The following is a 12,046-nucleotide window of genomic DNA, read 5'->3' on the forward strand; positions in this document are numbered from 1 at the left end:
CACCCCGGCCCCTGGACCACGAGAGGAACCCTCATGGCCGACCGACACCCTAGCCGCGACACCGCGGCGACACTGCGCGATGTCGCGGAACTCTGCGAGGTCGTCGCCGACATCGTCGCCGACGTCCTCGCCCGCGACGCCGACAGCCTCACCGACGCGTCCCGCGACCAGCTGCGCACCCTCCACGCTCGGATGCAGGCAGGCGCCGCCGAGGGTGAGCGGCGAGCCTCGGAGCACGAGCGATGAGCACGACGCACGACGCGCACCTCCACAACGCCGCGCGCACCCTCGAGCGACTCCTCGCCCACCAGCACCCCGGGCACGTCTTCGTCGTGGAGGTCCGCGACCGCCCCGCGCGCGACACGGAGCCCGCCCCGCACACGGGGGACGCGCGATGAGCCGCCGCAGCTACGGCACCGGATCGCTCTTCGTGCGGAGGGACGCTCGCGACCGGGAGGTCTGGTACGGGAAGTGGCGCCACGACGGCGCCCAGGTCAAGCGTCGGATCGGTCCCAAGCGCTCGCACGGCCGCGCCGACGGCATGACGAAGGCCGACGCCGAGACGCGCCTGCGCGAGCTCATCGCAGCGCACGCGACCGACTCGCACGGGACCGGGCGCCGCGAGTCGGCACAGACGATGGCCGACCTGTGGAAGCGGTACGACGCCGACCGCGGGCGCAGGCTCAAGGATCGGACGCGCGCCGAGTACGCGAGCTACGTCCGCGTTCACGTCGGCCCGTTCTTCGGCGACCGCGCCATCGCCCGCATCCGGCGCGAGGACGTCGCCGCGTTCGTCGCGCACCTCGAGCGCCGCGGCCTCGCCGCGAAGAGTGTCCGCAACCTCGTGATGTTCGTAGCCGGGCTCTTCAACTACGCCGTGGCGTGCGGATGGATCGGCCTGAACCCGTCGAAGGGCGTCGACCTCCCCGATCCTGAGGAGGCCGGCGCCGAGGAGCTGCGCTTCCTCGAGCCGCACGAGGTGAACGACCTTCTCTCGGCCGTCGCGGACGGCGCCTACGCCGCCGTCGATCGAGCCCTGTACACCACCGCGACGATGGCCGGCCTACGGACCGGCGAGCTCCTCGCCCTGCGATGGGAGTCCGTCGACCTCGCCAATGGTCGCCTCCGCGTCGTGCGCGCCTACTCGGGTGCGAAGGTGAGCAGCACGAAGGGTCGGCGACAGCGCAGCGTCCCGCTCGCCCCGCAGGTCTCCGAAGCACTGGAAGCGCTGCGCGCCGTGTCGCCGTGGACGCGGCCGAGTCACCTCGTCTTCGCCGACCCCCGCACCGGCGAACGGCTCGCCGGCACGCCGCGCTACCGGCGCTGGCAGGCGGCGAAGAAGGCGGCCGGGATCGACCCCGGCTTCGTCTTCCACGACCTGCGGCACACCTTCGGCACTACGTGCGCCCGCAACGGCGTCCCGCTCGCGACCATCGCCCAGTGGATGGGGCACCAGTCAACGAGCACGACCGAGATCTACGCGATGCACGCGCCGGCTCACGAGGACGGCGTCCGGCTCGGCGCCTACTTCGTCGCCGCCGACCCCCGGGCGATTGGTACCCCGGGTACCAACCTGCCCGCGTCCGGCATGCCTGAGAGCACCTCAGAACACCGCAGAGCCGCATAGATACGGGACGTCACTCTGGGGCGTCGGATTCAAATCCTGTCTCCCCGATGCAGCGGAGGGCCCTCGACGGAGGGCCCTTCTCCATCTCCTCGTGGGATCTCGCCCAGGGCCCCGAATCGCGCCCCGCGCAACCCACTCGCTCGCACTCGTCAGGGCCAGCCCTGAACCGCCTCAGGGTCTGCCCTGAACTTCCTTGACCGCGGTTCGAACGCTCCGCGACGGTCGCCTCATGCCCATCGACAAGACGGATCTCGCGGCGCTCGTCGACGAGCTCGGCGCACTGCTCGGAGCTGACGACGGGGTGAGCCCCGAGGCCACCGAATGCGGCCTGCTGAACGAGTTGCAGGAGCAGATCGTCGAGGTCGCCGGTTCGGCGGCTTCCGCGATCGTCGGGACGCTCACGCAGGACGCGGCCAGCGCGGCGCTGGCACTGCGGTTCTACGATCTCCACACCATCGTCTGCGAGGCGACGACCGACAACGTGGGCGGCGACGAGTTGAGCCTCACGCTCTCTCCGGTCGCCGCTACAGGGATTGACATCGCGTCGGTCATGGGGCAGCTCAAGGGCTTCGGCGACAGCTTCCTGCTCGACCTCGTCGGCGCCAACGTCCAGCCTCCCGCGACGCCGCTGCACGTGCCGGACATCTCGCTGAACAACTGTGAGGGCGAGGACACCTACGAGCACGGGCAGCTGCCGGTCCCCTTCCTCGGAAGTCTCCAGGTCGACATGGTCGACGACGACGACACGCTCTTCACCGGGAATGACGACCACCTGACGCCCGTGCAGATCACCGCAGAGCCCGGCCGGAGGCAGACGGTCATGGTCGGAGAGGGTGGGAGGTACGTGCTCGACTACACCGTGCTCACCCTGCAGGGCCTCCTCGGGAGCCTCGCCGGCTGCACCGGAGGTCAGCCGCTCTCCGTCGACCGGGTTCGTCGCTCCGCGGTCTGGCGCGACGACGAGGAGGACACGATCGCGGTCCGCGACGTGAGCTGGGCAGACCTGTTGGCGGCGTGGAAGACGCACTTCGAGAACGGCTTGGAGCTGGACCGCGTCGACACGCACGCTCGACACGGACAGCGGCTGTTCAGCGGCTACTTCGAGCGTCCGGACGGGTCGTCCGCGGTCGGCAGCCGGATGGAGGTCGGCGATGAGGACAGCATCCGAGCGCTGCACGGGAAGCTCGTCGGCGAGAAGTGGCGGATGACCGACCTGCTCACCTTCATGGAGGGAGGGACGCGGCGCTGGGTGGGCGTCTGGCGTCCCGGCGAGGGCATCAGCCAGATGCTGACCAACCGGACGTTCGAGGGCTTGGCGACGTGGGCGGCGAGCCAGCTGCCGATGGGCACGCGCCTGGAACGTATCCGCACCTACCTGGCGGACGGGAAGCGACTGTGGGCGGGCATCGTCAACACGGCTCCGGGCGGCTACGTCCTCGTCGTCGGCGACGAAGTCACGGTGAAGAAGTCCCAGACCGACCTGCGGGCCAAGGGGTTCGAGGTCTTCGACCTCGAGCCCTTCGTGGACGAGCAGCAGCAGCGGTGGGCGGCGCTGTTCCACGCGTCGAGCACCCCGTCACGGGTGATGTTCGGTCTCGACCACGAGACGTACGAGCTGACCACCTTCAACGAAGGGCTCAAGGGCAACGAGGCCGTCGACGTGGAGACCTACCAGGCGTGACGACGGTGCCCGCCGGGGTCCGGTCGGGCAGCACGGCGCCGCTCCCCGCCCGCCGGACCCGGCCCGGTCACCCCGGCGGTGGACCCAGCACCGCGTGGCTCGTCACCGCGCGCGCGATGACGCGGCCGTCCTGCGTGATCTCCGCCTCGGCGGACGCGATGCGGCGGCCCGCCTGGACGCACCGCCCGTGGCAGACGAGCGTCGCGCCCGCGACGGCGGCCCTGACGTACTGCACGCTGAGCTGGACGTGAGGCGCGGCGACGCCGGTCGGGACGTGGGCGTGGACCGCCCATCCGGTCGCGCTGTCGAGGAGGGCGGTGAGGTAGCCGCCGTGGACGATCCCGCCGCCGTTGAGGTGCTCCGGCGCGGGGTCGGCCTCGACGACGGCGCCCTCGAGGTCCGCGCGCAGGACCCGGAACCCCAGGTGCGCCGCGAACGGGCCGGGGCCGATGCGCTCCTTCTCGTCTTCCACGCAGCCGATGGTCGCAGGCTCGGTCGCCTTCGGGCGCGCACGAGCGACGACGCGGAACCCCTCCGCCCGGTCAGGCGGCGGCGGGCTCCGGGTCGGGCCGGACGACGACCGTGTCGGCCACGGGCACGATCTCGTCGACCGGGAGGCCGGCGCGCTGCGCGTGCTCGCGGATCGCCTCGGCGCTCGTGGCCTGGTAGATGCACACGGTGCCGAGTGGCCCCGAGCCTTCGTCGAGGACGTAGGAGCAAATCCAGCGGATGTCGTCGGACATCTCGTCGTCGCCGACCTGCTTCGAGCGGGCGGCGGCCGCCTCGAGCTCCTCCCCCGACTTCCACCCGTTGCGTCGAAGGATCACGTAGGTCTGCATGGGACCGCTCCTGTCTCGTAGTGGTCCGAAGCTACTCCTGCCCGGGCAGGTGGTCAACGTGGCCCCCGTCGCCGTCATCCCAGCAGCGCCGCGCGCAGCTCCTCGAGCTCTGCTTCGAGCTGCGCGCGCCACGTCGTGGTGCCCGCCGCGAGGGCGCGGCGCTTGACGGCCCACGTCGCGGACGTCGGGAGCCTGGCGATGTGCTCGGCGACCGCCCGGGCGGCGGTGCCGTCGCCGCGCCGGGTCGCGAGGCCGAGTCGCGCGGCCTCCTCGGCGTGCACGGTCCGGCCCGTGAGGCAGAGATCGCGCACGATCGGCTCGGGCAGCACCGCGCGCGCCGCGGCGCCGCTCGGCGGGATGCCGCGCGCGACCTCCGGGAAGCCGAAGCCCGCATCCCGCCCCACCACGCGCGCGTCGCAGAGGCATGCGAGCACCATGCCGCCTCCGAGTGCGGGGCCCTGGACGTCGGCGACGACCGGCTTCGGGAAGTCGGCGAGACCGCCGAACGCCCGCGCGCTGCTCGTGATGAGCCGCTCCCGGTGCGGGCGGTCGCCGCCGAACTCGCTCGTGTCGACACCCGCGCAGAACGCGGAGCCGGCCGCGGTGAGGAGGACGACGTGGACGCCATCGTCGGCGGCGAGCCCGTCGAGCGCATCGGCGAGGAGCTCCCGCAGCTCGATCGAGAGCGCGTTGCGCTTCTCCGGCCGGTTGAGCGTGAGCGTCGCGAGGGCGCCGTCGCGTTGGGCGATGAGCGGCGGGTCGGTCACGTGCGGATGCTCCCACGCGCGCAGCGGAACGGAGGGAGGTTCGAGCACCCGGACAGGTCGGGGGAATGCGCTCAAGTTGTGAGACGTGCGTCGCCGATAAGGCTGGAGACATCTGCGGGCAGGGCCTTCAGATGGACGACCCGCTCACGGAAGGACCTCGCCATGCGACGCACCCGGATCCTGCTTCTCTCGCTCTTCGCGCTCGCCTTGGGCGCAGTGGCCGCTGTGGTGCTTCTCCAAGCCGTGGCGCGGGACGGCAGGGACGGGCAGATGCACCTCGCGGCGCTCGAGGTCCACCTCGAGGAGATCCAGGACATCCCGTGGCTCGGGACCCCCGGACACGACAGCTCCCGCGACAGCGCCCGCGTGCAGTTCGACGCCGCAGCCGCCGACTTCGCGCGAGCCCTCGCTGATCTCCGTCGCGACGACGTCGCCGACCGCGAGCTCGCGCGGATCGACCGGCCCTTCCGGCAGATGCTCATCCCGCTGCGGACGATCATCCCCCTCGCGCAGGCCGGGGAGGCGGCACGCGCGAGCGATGCCGCCGGCGTCGCGTGGACCCATGCCGAGCGCGTCCGCATCGCGCTCCACGCGGCACGCGACCGGTACGCCGCTCACGCCGATCAGGCTCTCGACGGAGCTCTCTACGGGTCGGCGACCGCGATCGGCGTTCTCTTTCTCGCCTTCGCGTTCTTCGTCCGCCGCGCCTCGATGGCGCGCGAGGACGCCGAGAAGCTCGCTGCGGAGGTCAGTGGTCTGCTGGAGGTGACGAGCGAGCAGGCGACGACGGACGCCCTCACCGGGCTCGGCAACCTGCGCGCCTTGCGGGACGACCTCGCCACTGCGCTCGAGCGGCTGTCGGAGGCGGAGCGGCGCGTGCTCGTCGTCTTCGACCTCGACGGCTTCAAGGTCTACAACGACACCTACGGCCACCCGGCGGGGGATGCCCTCCTCGCGCGCCTCGGTCGGCGTCTCGCGACGACCGTCGAGGGCTTCGGCACCGCGTATCGCATGGGTGGCGACGAGTTCTGCCTGCTCGCCGTGCCGGGGCCCGAAGGGGCCGACGCACTCGCGCGGCTCGCCGCCGCCGCGCTCACCGAGGACGGCGAGGGCTTCAGCGTCGGCTGCTCGTACGGCCTCGTGGAGCTTCCCGGCGAGACGACCGCGGCAGGCGAGGCCCTCGCCCTCGCCGATCAGCGCATGTACCGGCAGAAGACGTCGGGCCGCGCCTCGGCGAGCAGGCAGAGCACCGACGTGCTCGTCCGCGTGCTCGGTGAGCGGGGCGTCGGACTCGAGGAGCACATCGACGGCGTCGCCCGGCTCGCCGAGCACACCGCCCGCCTCCTGCGACTGCCCGACCAGGACGTCGACACGATCCGCCTGGCCGCCGAGCTCCACGACGTGGGGAAGGTCGCGATCCCCGACGCCATCCTCCTCAACCCCGGTCCGCTCACCGACGAGGAGTGGACGTTCATGCGCCGCCACACGCTCATCGGGGAGCGCATCGCGCTCGCGGCCCCGTCTCTCGCCCACACCGCGGCGCTCATCCGGTCGAGCCACGAGCGGATGGACGGCCGCGGATACCCCGATGGTCTCTCCGGGGACGGGATCCCGCTCGGCGCCCGCATCATCTCGGTGTGCGACGCCTTCGATGCCATGATCAGCGACCGTCCGTACCACGAGGCGATGACCCCCGACGCGGCGCTCTCGGAGCTGCGTCGCTGCGCGGGGTCGCAGTTCGACGCGCAGGTGGTCGACGTCTTCGCGACCGTCCTCGCAGACGTGGACGTGATGACGGGCGGGGGGGCCGAGCGGCACGCGTAGAACGCGGGGGACTCCTCCCACGCCCACCCCCGCATGGGGGATGCTGCGCGCCATGCGCAAGCTCCAGGTCCAGGGCGTCCACCACGTCACGATCGTCGGCGCCGACCGCCAGACCTCGATCGACTTCTGGGAGGGCGTGCTCGGAATGCCGTTCGTGTTCGAGCAGCCGAACCTCGACCGCGAGGAGGAGAGCCACCTCTACTTCGACCCGGGCGACGGCCGGCTCATCACCGTCTTCACGAAGGAGGACCGCGCACCCGACCCGACGCGCGCGCCGACCGATCCCGGCTGCCTGCACCACCTGGCGCTCGCGATCTCGCAGGCGACGTTCGCCCAGACCGTCGAGCGCCTCGACGAGCGCGGCATCCGCCACAGCGGCCCCAAGGACCGCGGGTTCATGGACTCGATCTACTTCACCGATCCGCTGGGCATGCTCATCGAGCTCGCCTCCTACCGCTTCGAGCCGCCGGTCGGTCACACGCACACCGACGTCCTGTTCGAGGCGCACCTCCTCCGCGTCGAGCGCGGCGACCGGGCGATCGATCGCATCCACGTCGCGGACGCGATCGAGCGGCTCGTCCTGCGTTCGCAGAGGTCGCTCTCGGAGGACCGCACGCCGAAGGCGGCGTACCGCGAGGACGGATGAGAGGCCGCACGACCGCCCTCCGGCGCCCCGCCGCTCTCGACGTCCTCGCGGGGGTCTACGCGCTCGGCGCGGCGGGCACGGCCGCGTACTGGGCGGCGTTCGCCGCCGGCTCCGCGCGGACGAGCGACGATCCGGGCTACGTCGACTTCGAGCTCTCGTTCCCGCTGGCCGACGCCTACCTCGCCGGCATGTCGGGCGCGGCGGCCGTCGCGTGCCGGCGCCGGGACCCGAGCGCGCTGCCGCTCGGGCTCATGGCCTCCGGCGCCTCGGTCTTCCTCGGCCTGATGGACGTCCTCTACAACGTGCGCCACGGGAAGTACCGCGCGGTGCGCGGCCCGATGGCGGCGGAGGCGGTCGTCAACGCCTCCTCGCTCGTCGGCGGCGTGGTCGCCGCGCAGCGGCTGTGGGCCGCTCGCGACGAGCTGCTCGCGGGCGGCGGCGGGCCGTCCGCCTGACGTCGCCCGGCCCGGGCCTCGGGCGACGTCGAGCGGGGGAGGGGACGACCGTCAGGGCGTCGACTCGGCGGGCTCGGCCACCGGCTCCTCCGCCGGGCCGCCGATGCGCTCGAGGTCCCACTCGGCCCAGATGGGCGTCGCGAGCATGTCGCGGTGCTCCTGCGGGCTCCACGGCCACAGCGCGGGCAGGCCGTCCTTGCCGATGTACCAGCTGTCGCAGCCCGAGACCCAGATCGTCGACGGGTACGCCTCCCGCATCTCCGCGTTGAAGGCCTCGGCGGCCTCGGCCTTCGGCGTCGCCGCGTCGAAGGCGCCGCGCCGCCACGCGTCGATCCACTGCAGGACGTAGTCGACCTGCGTCTCGGTGATCATGAAGAGCGACTGGTTGCCGATCGGCGAGTGCGGGCCGAGGAGGAGGAACGTGTTCGGGAAGCCGGGCAGCCCGACCGTCCGGTAGCCGCGGGGCTCGTCGGACCACACGTCGGACAGGCGCAGACCGCCGGGCCCGACGAGCTCGACCGGCTGGAGGTAGCGGTGCGCGTGGAAGCCCGTCGCCAGCACGATGACGTCGACCTCGTGCTCGACGCCGTCCGCGGTGCGGATGCCTGTCGGCGTGACGCGTTCGATGGGCTGGTCGACGAGGTCGACGCCCTCGCGCTGGAAGGCCTCGTAGAAGCCGGTCGCGACGATGAGCCGCTTGCACATCGGCTTGTCCTCCGGCGTGAAGCGGCGGCGCAGCTCCGGATCGCGCACCGTGCGCAGGTGCGCCTTCACGGCGAGGGCGACGGAGGACCGCTGCCAGCCGGGCTTGATGACCGCCGTGCAGAAGACGCGCTCGAAGTACTGCTGCCAGAAGCGGTAGGCGAGCCGGCCCCAGACGCGGTTGAGCGCCGGGAAGCGGCGCAGGAGCCGCCTGGTCGAGCGCCGGTAGGCGGGGTTGGGGACGGGCATGATCCACTGGGGCGTGCGCTGGAAGAGCTTGAACTCGCGGCAGCGCGGGGCGAGCGCCTTCGTGATCTGCACGCCCGTGGAGCCGGTGCCGATGACGGCGACCCTGCGGCCGTCGAGCGGCACCGAGTGGTCCCAGCGCGCGGAGTGGAAGGACGCGCCCTCGAAGTCCTCGAGGCCGGGGATCTCCGGGGTCTTCGGATGGTGGAGGACGCCCGAGGCGGAGATGAGGAAGTCGTAGTCGGCCTCGTCGCCGTCGGTGGTGCGCACCCGCCAGCGGCCCTCGTCGGTCCACGTCGCCTCGTCCACCTCGCAGGCGAAGCGGATCTTCGACCGCAGCCCGAGGTCGTCGACGACGCGGTCGAGGTAGTCGAAGATCTCGCCGCCGGGGGAGAAGACGTGCGTCCAGTCCGGGTTCGGGGCGAACGTGTAGCTGTAGTACCGCGACGGGACGTCGCAGCTGAGGCCCGGGTAGGTGTTCTCGCGCCACGTGCCGCCGATGCGGTCGGCCTTCTCGTAGACGACGACGTCCTCGACCCCGGCGAACTTCAGCTTCGCGGCGGCGCAGATGCCGGACATGCCCGCGCCGATGACGGCGACCTTCGGTTCACGCATGCCGCACAACTTACAGAACGGGCGTTCTGTAGTCTAGGACCATGGCGACACAGGCCGCACGCAGCGCGACGACGCGCGAGAAGGCGATCGCGGCGACGATCGGCTGCCTCGTCGAGCGCGGCTACGCCGGCACGAGCATCGGCGCGATCTGCGAGCGGGCCGGGCTGTCCCGCGGCGCCCTCACGCACCAGTGGCCGGACAAGCAGAGCCTCGTCGTCGACACGATCGACGAGATCTCACGCCGCATCGCTGCCTCGTTCTCCGCCCGCGTCGACGCCGCGGCGAGCCTCCGGGCGCGCATCGAGCACGGCCTCGACGAGCTGTGGGGCGTCTTCACCGGCGAGGTCTTCGTCGCCGCGCTCGAGGTCTACGTCGGCGCGCGGACCGACCCGCGCCTGCTGCCGCACGTGCGCGACCTCGAGACGCGCGTCGACGCGCGGGTCCGCGAGAGCGTCGCCGAGATCGTCGGCCGCTCCACCCCCGAGATCGAGGCCCGTGCCGACGTCCTCGTCAACACCGTCCGCGGCATCGCCCTCCTCTGGACGACCGGCGGCCGCCGCGACGAGCTCGCCGTGACCTGGACCCGCGTGCGCGACGAGGCGGTCCGCGACCTCGCGGCCGCTGCGGGAGCCTGAGCGCCGTCGAGCTCGACGAGCGGGGAGCTGCGGAGGGCCGGCCCCGCCGCTCCTACTCGGAACGGCGCGCGACGAGCACGTAGTAGAAGATCTCGCCGCCCGACATGCTGAGGCGGTGGCGGAAGCGCTCGAGGACGCGCACGTCGGTCGCGTCCTCGCCCTTGCGGAGGTCCTCGACGAACTCGTGGAGCTCCTCGCCCTCGGAGGTCATGACGTCCTCGTGGAACGTCACCGCGAGGTACGAGCCGGCCGGCAGCGCGTTCCACGCCGACTCGATCTCCTCGCGGCTCATGTGCCCCATGCCGAGCGCACCGGCGCCGACGATCGCATTGACGTCGTAGGTGCGGACGAGCCGCTCGACGTCCGCCTCGTCGAGGGTCGTCGCGAGGAACTCGGCGTAGAGCCCGGGGCGGTCGCGCTCAGCCGCGGGCTTCGCCGCCGGCGTCGGGTCGAGGCCGATGAGCGTGCCGGTCACCCCGCGCTCGCGGAGCTCCTCGCCGACGACGCCGTTGCCCGCGCCGAGGTCGAGGACGCGGAGGTCGGCGGGCGAGCCGCCGTCCGCGGCCACCTGCTCGACGAGGCGGTCGGCGAGGATGCGCGCCGACAGGCACTCGAGCCGCTCGTAGACGACGTGCTCGTAGAGCCCGGGGATCGCGTACACCCGGTCGTACTCGTGGAGGCGCATCGTCTCTTCGCGTCCGTCGTCGTGAACGACGGTGAGCGTCTCCTCCGTCTGGGAGAGGCCGTCGTCCGTGCTGAGTCTCACCTGCATGCTCTGCCTTCCGTCGGGGGTGCGGGGCCGGCCCGTGCGGTGACCGACGGGCACACTAGCGGCGTGTCACCGCCGGGGCGGTCTCCGCGCGAAGAAGCGCGGGCAGCACGGGGGTCCGGAATTCCGGCTGGCGTCGCAAAGGCCGTTAAAGTGAACGTCGGGGTTCGCTCCACGCAGGTGACAGTTCAGCCGTCCCGGTCCAGCCGTTCGTGACGGAAGGGCGCGCGAGGTGCGCGCCCGTGTCAGGGGGAACGTCTCGATGAGGCACCAATGCAGGCTCAAGTTCGACGCCCGTCGCGCCGATTCACGGGGCGATCCGACGCACGCCCATCCCCGGGCGCGGAGGCCCATCATGTCCCCGGCACGCCTGCCATCACCCTCTCCTCGCCGAGCGCTCCCATGAGCCGGTCCGACGGCTCCTCGCCCGAGCTGGCTGCCGCGGCGGAGGCCGAGCAGCTGTTCCGCGCCGCGCACGCCGAGGCCGAGCGCCTCCGTCTCGCGCGCAACGATGCGATCCGAGCTGCACTGCGGCGCCACACGCATGCCGAGGTCGCGCGGGCGACGGGCCTCACCCGCGGTCGCGTCGGGCAGATCAGCGCCGCCGGCGACCACTGACCCGAACGCGCGAGCGCCAGGTCTGCCTAGGCCCCTTGCTAGGATGCGGCTCTCGGCCCGGGCGCCTTCGTCCCTACCCCTGCAGGCGCTCGGGCCGAGAACATTGCGGCGTCCCGAGGCGGCGTGGGACTCCGCGAGGTCGTAGCGTACCGCATGTCGGTGCGCCCCGTCCTGCGCGCTGCTTGCGGCTGCTTAGGGCCGTTGGCAAGATGGGGCTCGTGGAACCGCCCGTCGACGTCGCGCCGCCGCAGCCCGAGCCGTTCCGAGCCGTGGTGGTGAGCGAGCTCGTCGCGCGCGGCATCTCGGTCGCCGACCTCGCGGCGGACGTCGTCCGCGTCGCGGAGGAGGGGGGCGTCGCGCAGCCTCGCCGATTCGCCGGGGACCTCGAGGCGCACCTCAGCGGCGGCGACCAAGCGCCCGCGCCGCTCGTCATGAGCCTCACAGCCCGCGTGCTCGCGGTCAGCCCCGAGCGCTTCGCCGAGTATCGGCTCGCGCGTGTCCGCGAGGCGCTCGACGAGCGCAACGTCGGGCTGGAGACCGCCCTCGAGCGGCTGCGGCGCGTCGAGGTCGTGCTCGGCACGCCGAGCGGCCGGCCGTAGTCCCGCCCGCCACCCTCAGGGGT

15 protein-coding genes are annotated in these 12,046 nt (G+C 72.4%); 10 read left to right on the forward strand and 5 right to left on the reverse strand.

The genetic code is table 11. The features are described 5' to 3' along the window. The first annotated feature begins 33 nt into the window (after positions 1–33). From ACME2J_RS04495 to ACME2J_RS04510, 4 genes are all read left to right on the forward strand, one after another. Positions 34–246 carry a hypothetical protein gene (locus ACME2J_RS04495; protein WP_495543678.1) on the forward strand — a complete coding sequence of 71 codons (213 nt, stop codon included), beginning with the start codon at positions 34–36 and terminating at the stop codon, positions 244–246. Continuing rightward, on the forward strand, positions 243–398 hold the full coding sequence (locus tag ACME2J_RS04500) for a hypothetical protein (RefSeq protein WP_495543679.1): 156 nt from the start codon (positions 243–245) through the stop codon (positions 396–398). Before ACME2J_RS04495 ends, ACME2J_RS04500 begins: the two co-directional genes overlap by 4 nt. After that, positions 395–1,627 (forward strand): tyrosine-type recombinase/integrase, encoded by a 1,233-nt coding sequence (locus ACME2J_RS04505; RefSeq protein ID WP_495543680.1) that lies wholly within the window; start codon positions 395–397, stop codon positions 1,625–1,627. The genes ACME2J_RS04500 and ACME2J_RS04505 overlap by 4 nt, the downstream gene beginning before the upstream one ends. Positions 1,628–1,928: 301 nt before the next feature. Further along, positions 1,929–3,308 (forward strand): hypothetical protein, encoded by a 1,380-nt coding sequence (locus tag ACME2J_RS04510; RefSeq protein ID WP_495543681.1) that lies wholly within the window; start codon positions 1,929–1,931, stop codon positions 3,306–3,308. Between the two features lie 67 nt (positions 3,309–3,375). Here ACME2J_RS04510 and ACME2J_RS04515 read toward each other — a convergent pair whose 3' ends face one another. The 3 genes from ACME2J_RS04515 to ACME2J_RS04525 all read right to left on the reverse strand — a co-directional run bounded on the left by ACME2J_RS04515 (position 3,376) and on the right by ACME2J_RS04525 (position 4,914). Further along, complete coding sequence (locus ACME2J_RS04515) at positions 3,376–3,780, reverse strand: PaaI family thioesterase (RefSeq protein ID WP_495543682.1); 405 nt, start codon at positions 3,778–3,780, stop codon at positions 3,376–3,378. A 70-nt stretch (positions 3,781–3,850) separates the two neighbouring features. Beyond that, positions 3,851–4,147 (reverse strand): DUF4242 domain-containing protein, encoded by a 297-nt coding sequence (locus ACME2J_RS04520; protein WP_495543683.1) that lies wholly within the window; start codon positions 4,145–4,147, stop codon positions 3,851–3,853. A gap of 74 nt (positions 4,148–4,221) precedes the next feature. Continuing rightward, positions 4,222–4,914 carry an enoyl-CoA hydratase/isomerase family protein gene (locus ACME2J_RS04525; protein ID WP_495543684.1) on the reverse strand — a complete coding sequence of 231 codons (693 nt, stop codon included), beginning with the start codon at positions 4,912–4,914 and terminating at the stop codon, positions 4,222–4,224. Positions 4,915–5,076: 162 nt separating this feature from the next. Here ACME2J_RS04525 and ACME2J_RS04530 point away from each other — a divergent pair, with 162 nt between their 5' ends. The 3 genes from ACME2J_RS04530 to ACME2J_RS04540 are packed head-to-tail and all read left to right on the forward strand — an operon-like array spanning position 5,077 to position 7,839. Further along, complete coding sequence (locus ACME2J_RS04530; protein ID WP_495543685.1) at positions 5,077–6,738, forward strand: HD domain-containing phosphohydrolase; 1,662 nt, start codon at positions 5,077–5,079, stop codon at positions 6,736–6,738. Between the two features lie 52 nt (positions 6,739–6,790). After that, positions 6,791–7,384: a VOC family protein gene (locus ACME2J_RS04535; RefSeq protein WP_495543686.1), complete on the forward strand. Its 594-nt coding sequence runs from the start codon at positions 6,791–6,793 to the stop codon at positions 7,382–7,384. Beyond that, positions 7,381–7,839 (forward strand): hypothetical protein, encoded by a 459-nt coding sequence (locus ACME2J_RS04540; protein WP_495543687.1) that lies wholly within the window; start codon positions 7,381–7,383, stop codon positions 7,837–7,839. Before ACME2J_RS04535 ends, ACME2J_RS04540 begins: the two co-directional genes overlap by 4 nt. A 51-nt stretch (positions 7,840–7,890) precedes the next feature. Here the strand turns inward: ACME2J_RS04540 and ACME2J_RS04545 are convergent, their stop codons facing one another. Further along, the gene (locus tag ACME2J_RS04545; RefSeq protein WP_495543688.1) at positions 7,891–9,402 is read right to left on the reverse strand and encodes a flavin-containing monooxygenase; all 1,512 of its coding nucleotides are present in this window, start codon (positions 9,400–9,402) and stop codon (positions 7,891–7,893) included. A 41-nt stretch (positions 9,403–9,443) separates the two neighbouring features. Here ACME2J_RS04545 and ACME2J_RS04550 point away from each other — a divergent pair, with 41 nt between their 5' ends. After that, positions 9,444–10,037, forward strand: coding sequence for a TetR/AcrR family transcriptional regulator (locus ACME2J_RS04550; protein WP_495543689.1), 594 nt, complete (start codon positions 9,444–9,446; stop codon positions 10,035–10,037). Between the two features lie 52 nt (positions 10,038–10,089). On the opposite strand, the gene ACME2J_RS04555 is transcribed toward ACME2J_RS04550, so the two are convergent. Continuing rightward, complete coding sequence (locus ACME2J_RS04555; protein ID WP_495543690.1) at positions 10,090–10,803, reverse strand: class I SAM-dependent methyltransferase; 714 nt, start codon at positions 10,801–10,803, stop codon at positions 10,090–10,092. Between the two features lie 405 nt (positions 10,804–11,208). Here ACME2J_RS04555 and ACME2J_RS04560 point away from each other — a divergent pair, with 405 nt between their 5' ends. Both ACME2J_RS04560 and ACME2J_RS04565 read left to right on the forward strand, forming a co-directional pair. Continuing rightward, the gene (locus ACME2J_RS04560; RefSeq protein ID WP_495543691.1) at positions 11,209–11,424 is read left to right on the forward strand and encodes a hypothetical protein; all 216 of its coding nucleotides are present in this window, start codon (positions 11,209–11,211) and stop codon (positions 11,422–11,424) included. A gap of 218 nt (positions 11,425–11,642) precedes the next feature. Beyond that, complete coding sequence (locus ACME2J_RS04565) at positions 11,643–12,023, forward strand: hypothetical protein (RefSeq protein ID WP_495543692.1); 381 nt, start codon at positions 11,643–11,645, stop codon at positions 12,021–12,023. Positions 12,024–12,046: the final 23 nt, after the last annotated feature.

The organism is Paraconexibacter sp. (genome assembly GCF_059438195.1).

Coding starts and splice junctions, on each gene's coding strand:
- ACME2J_RS04550 (WP_495543689.1), top strand. CDS start 9,444: ATGGCGACACAGGCCGCACGCAGCGCGACGACGCGCGAGAAGGCGATC.
- ACME2J_RS04500 (WP_495543679.1), top strand. CDS start 243: ATGAGCACGACGCACGACGCGCACCTCCACAACGCCGCGCGCACCCTC.
- ACME2J_RS04535 (WP_495543686.1), top strand. CDS start 6,791: ATGCGCAAGCTCCAGGTCCAGGGCGTCCACCACGTCACGATCGTCGGC.
- ACME2J_RS04520 (WP_495543683.1), bottom strand. CDS start 4,147: ATGCAGACCTACGTGATCCTTCGACGCAACGGGTGGAAGTCGGGGGAG.
- ACME2J_RS04540 (WP_495543687.1), top strand. CDS start 7,381: ATGAGAGGCCGCACGACCGCCCTCCGGCGCCCCGCCGCTCTCGACGTC.
- ACME2J_RS04545 (WP_495543688.1), bottom strand. CDS start 9,402: ATGCGTGAACCGAAGGTCGCCGTCATCGGCGCGGGCATGTCCGGCATC.
- ACME2J_RS04505 (WP_495543680.1), top strand. CDS start 395: ATGAGCCGCCGCAGCTACGGCACCGGATCGCTCTTCGTGCGGAGGGAC.
- ACME2J_RS04560 (WP_495543691.1), top strand. CDS start 11,209: ATGAGCCGGTCCGACGGCTCCTCGCCCGAGCTGGCTGCCGCGGCGGAG.
- ACME2J_RS04495 (WP_495543678.1), top strand. CDS start 34: ATGGCCGACCGACACCCTAGCCGCGACACCGCGGCGACACTGCGCGAT.
- ACME2J_RS04530 (WP_495543685.1), top strand. CDS start 5,077: ATGCGACGCACCCGGATCCTGCTTCTCTCGCTCTTCGCGCTCGCCTTG.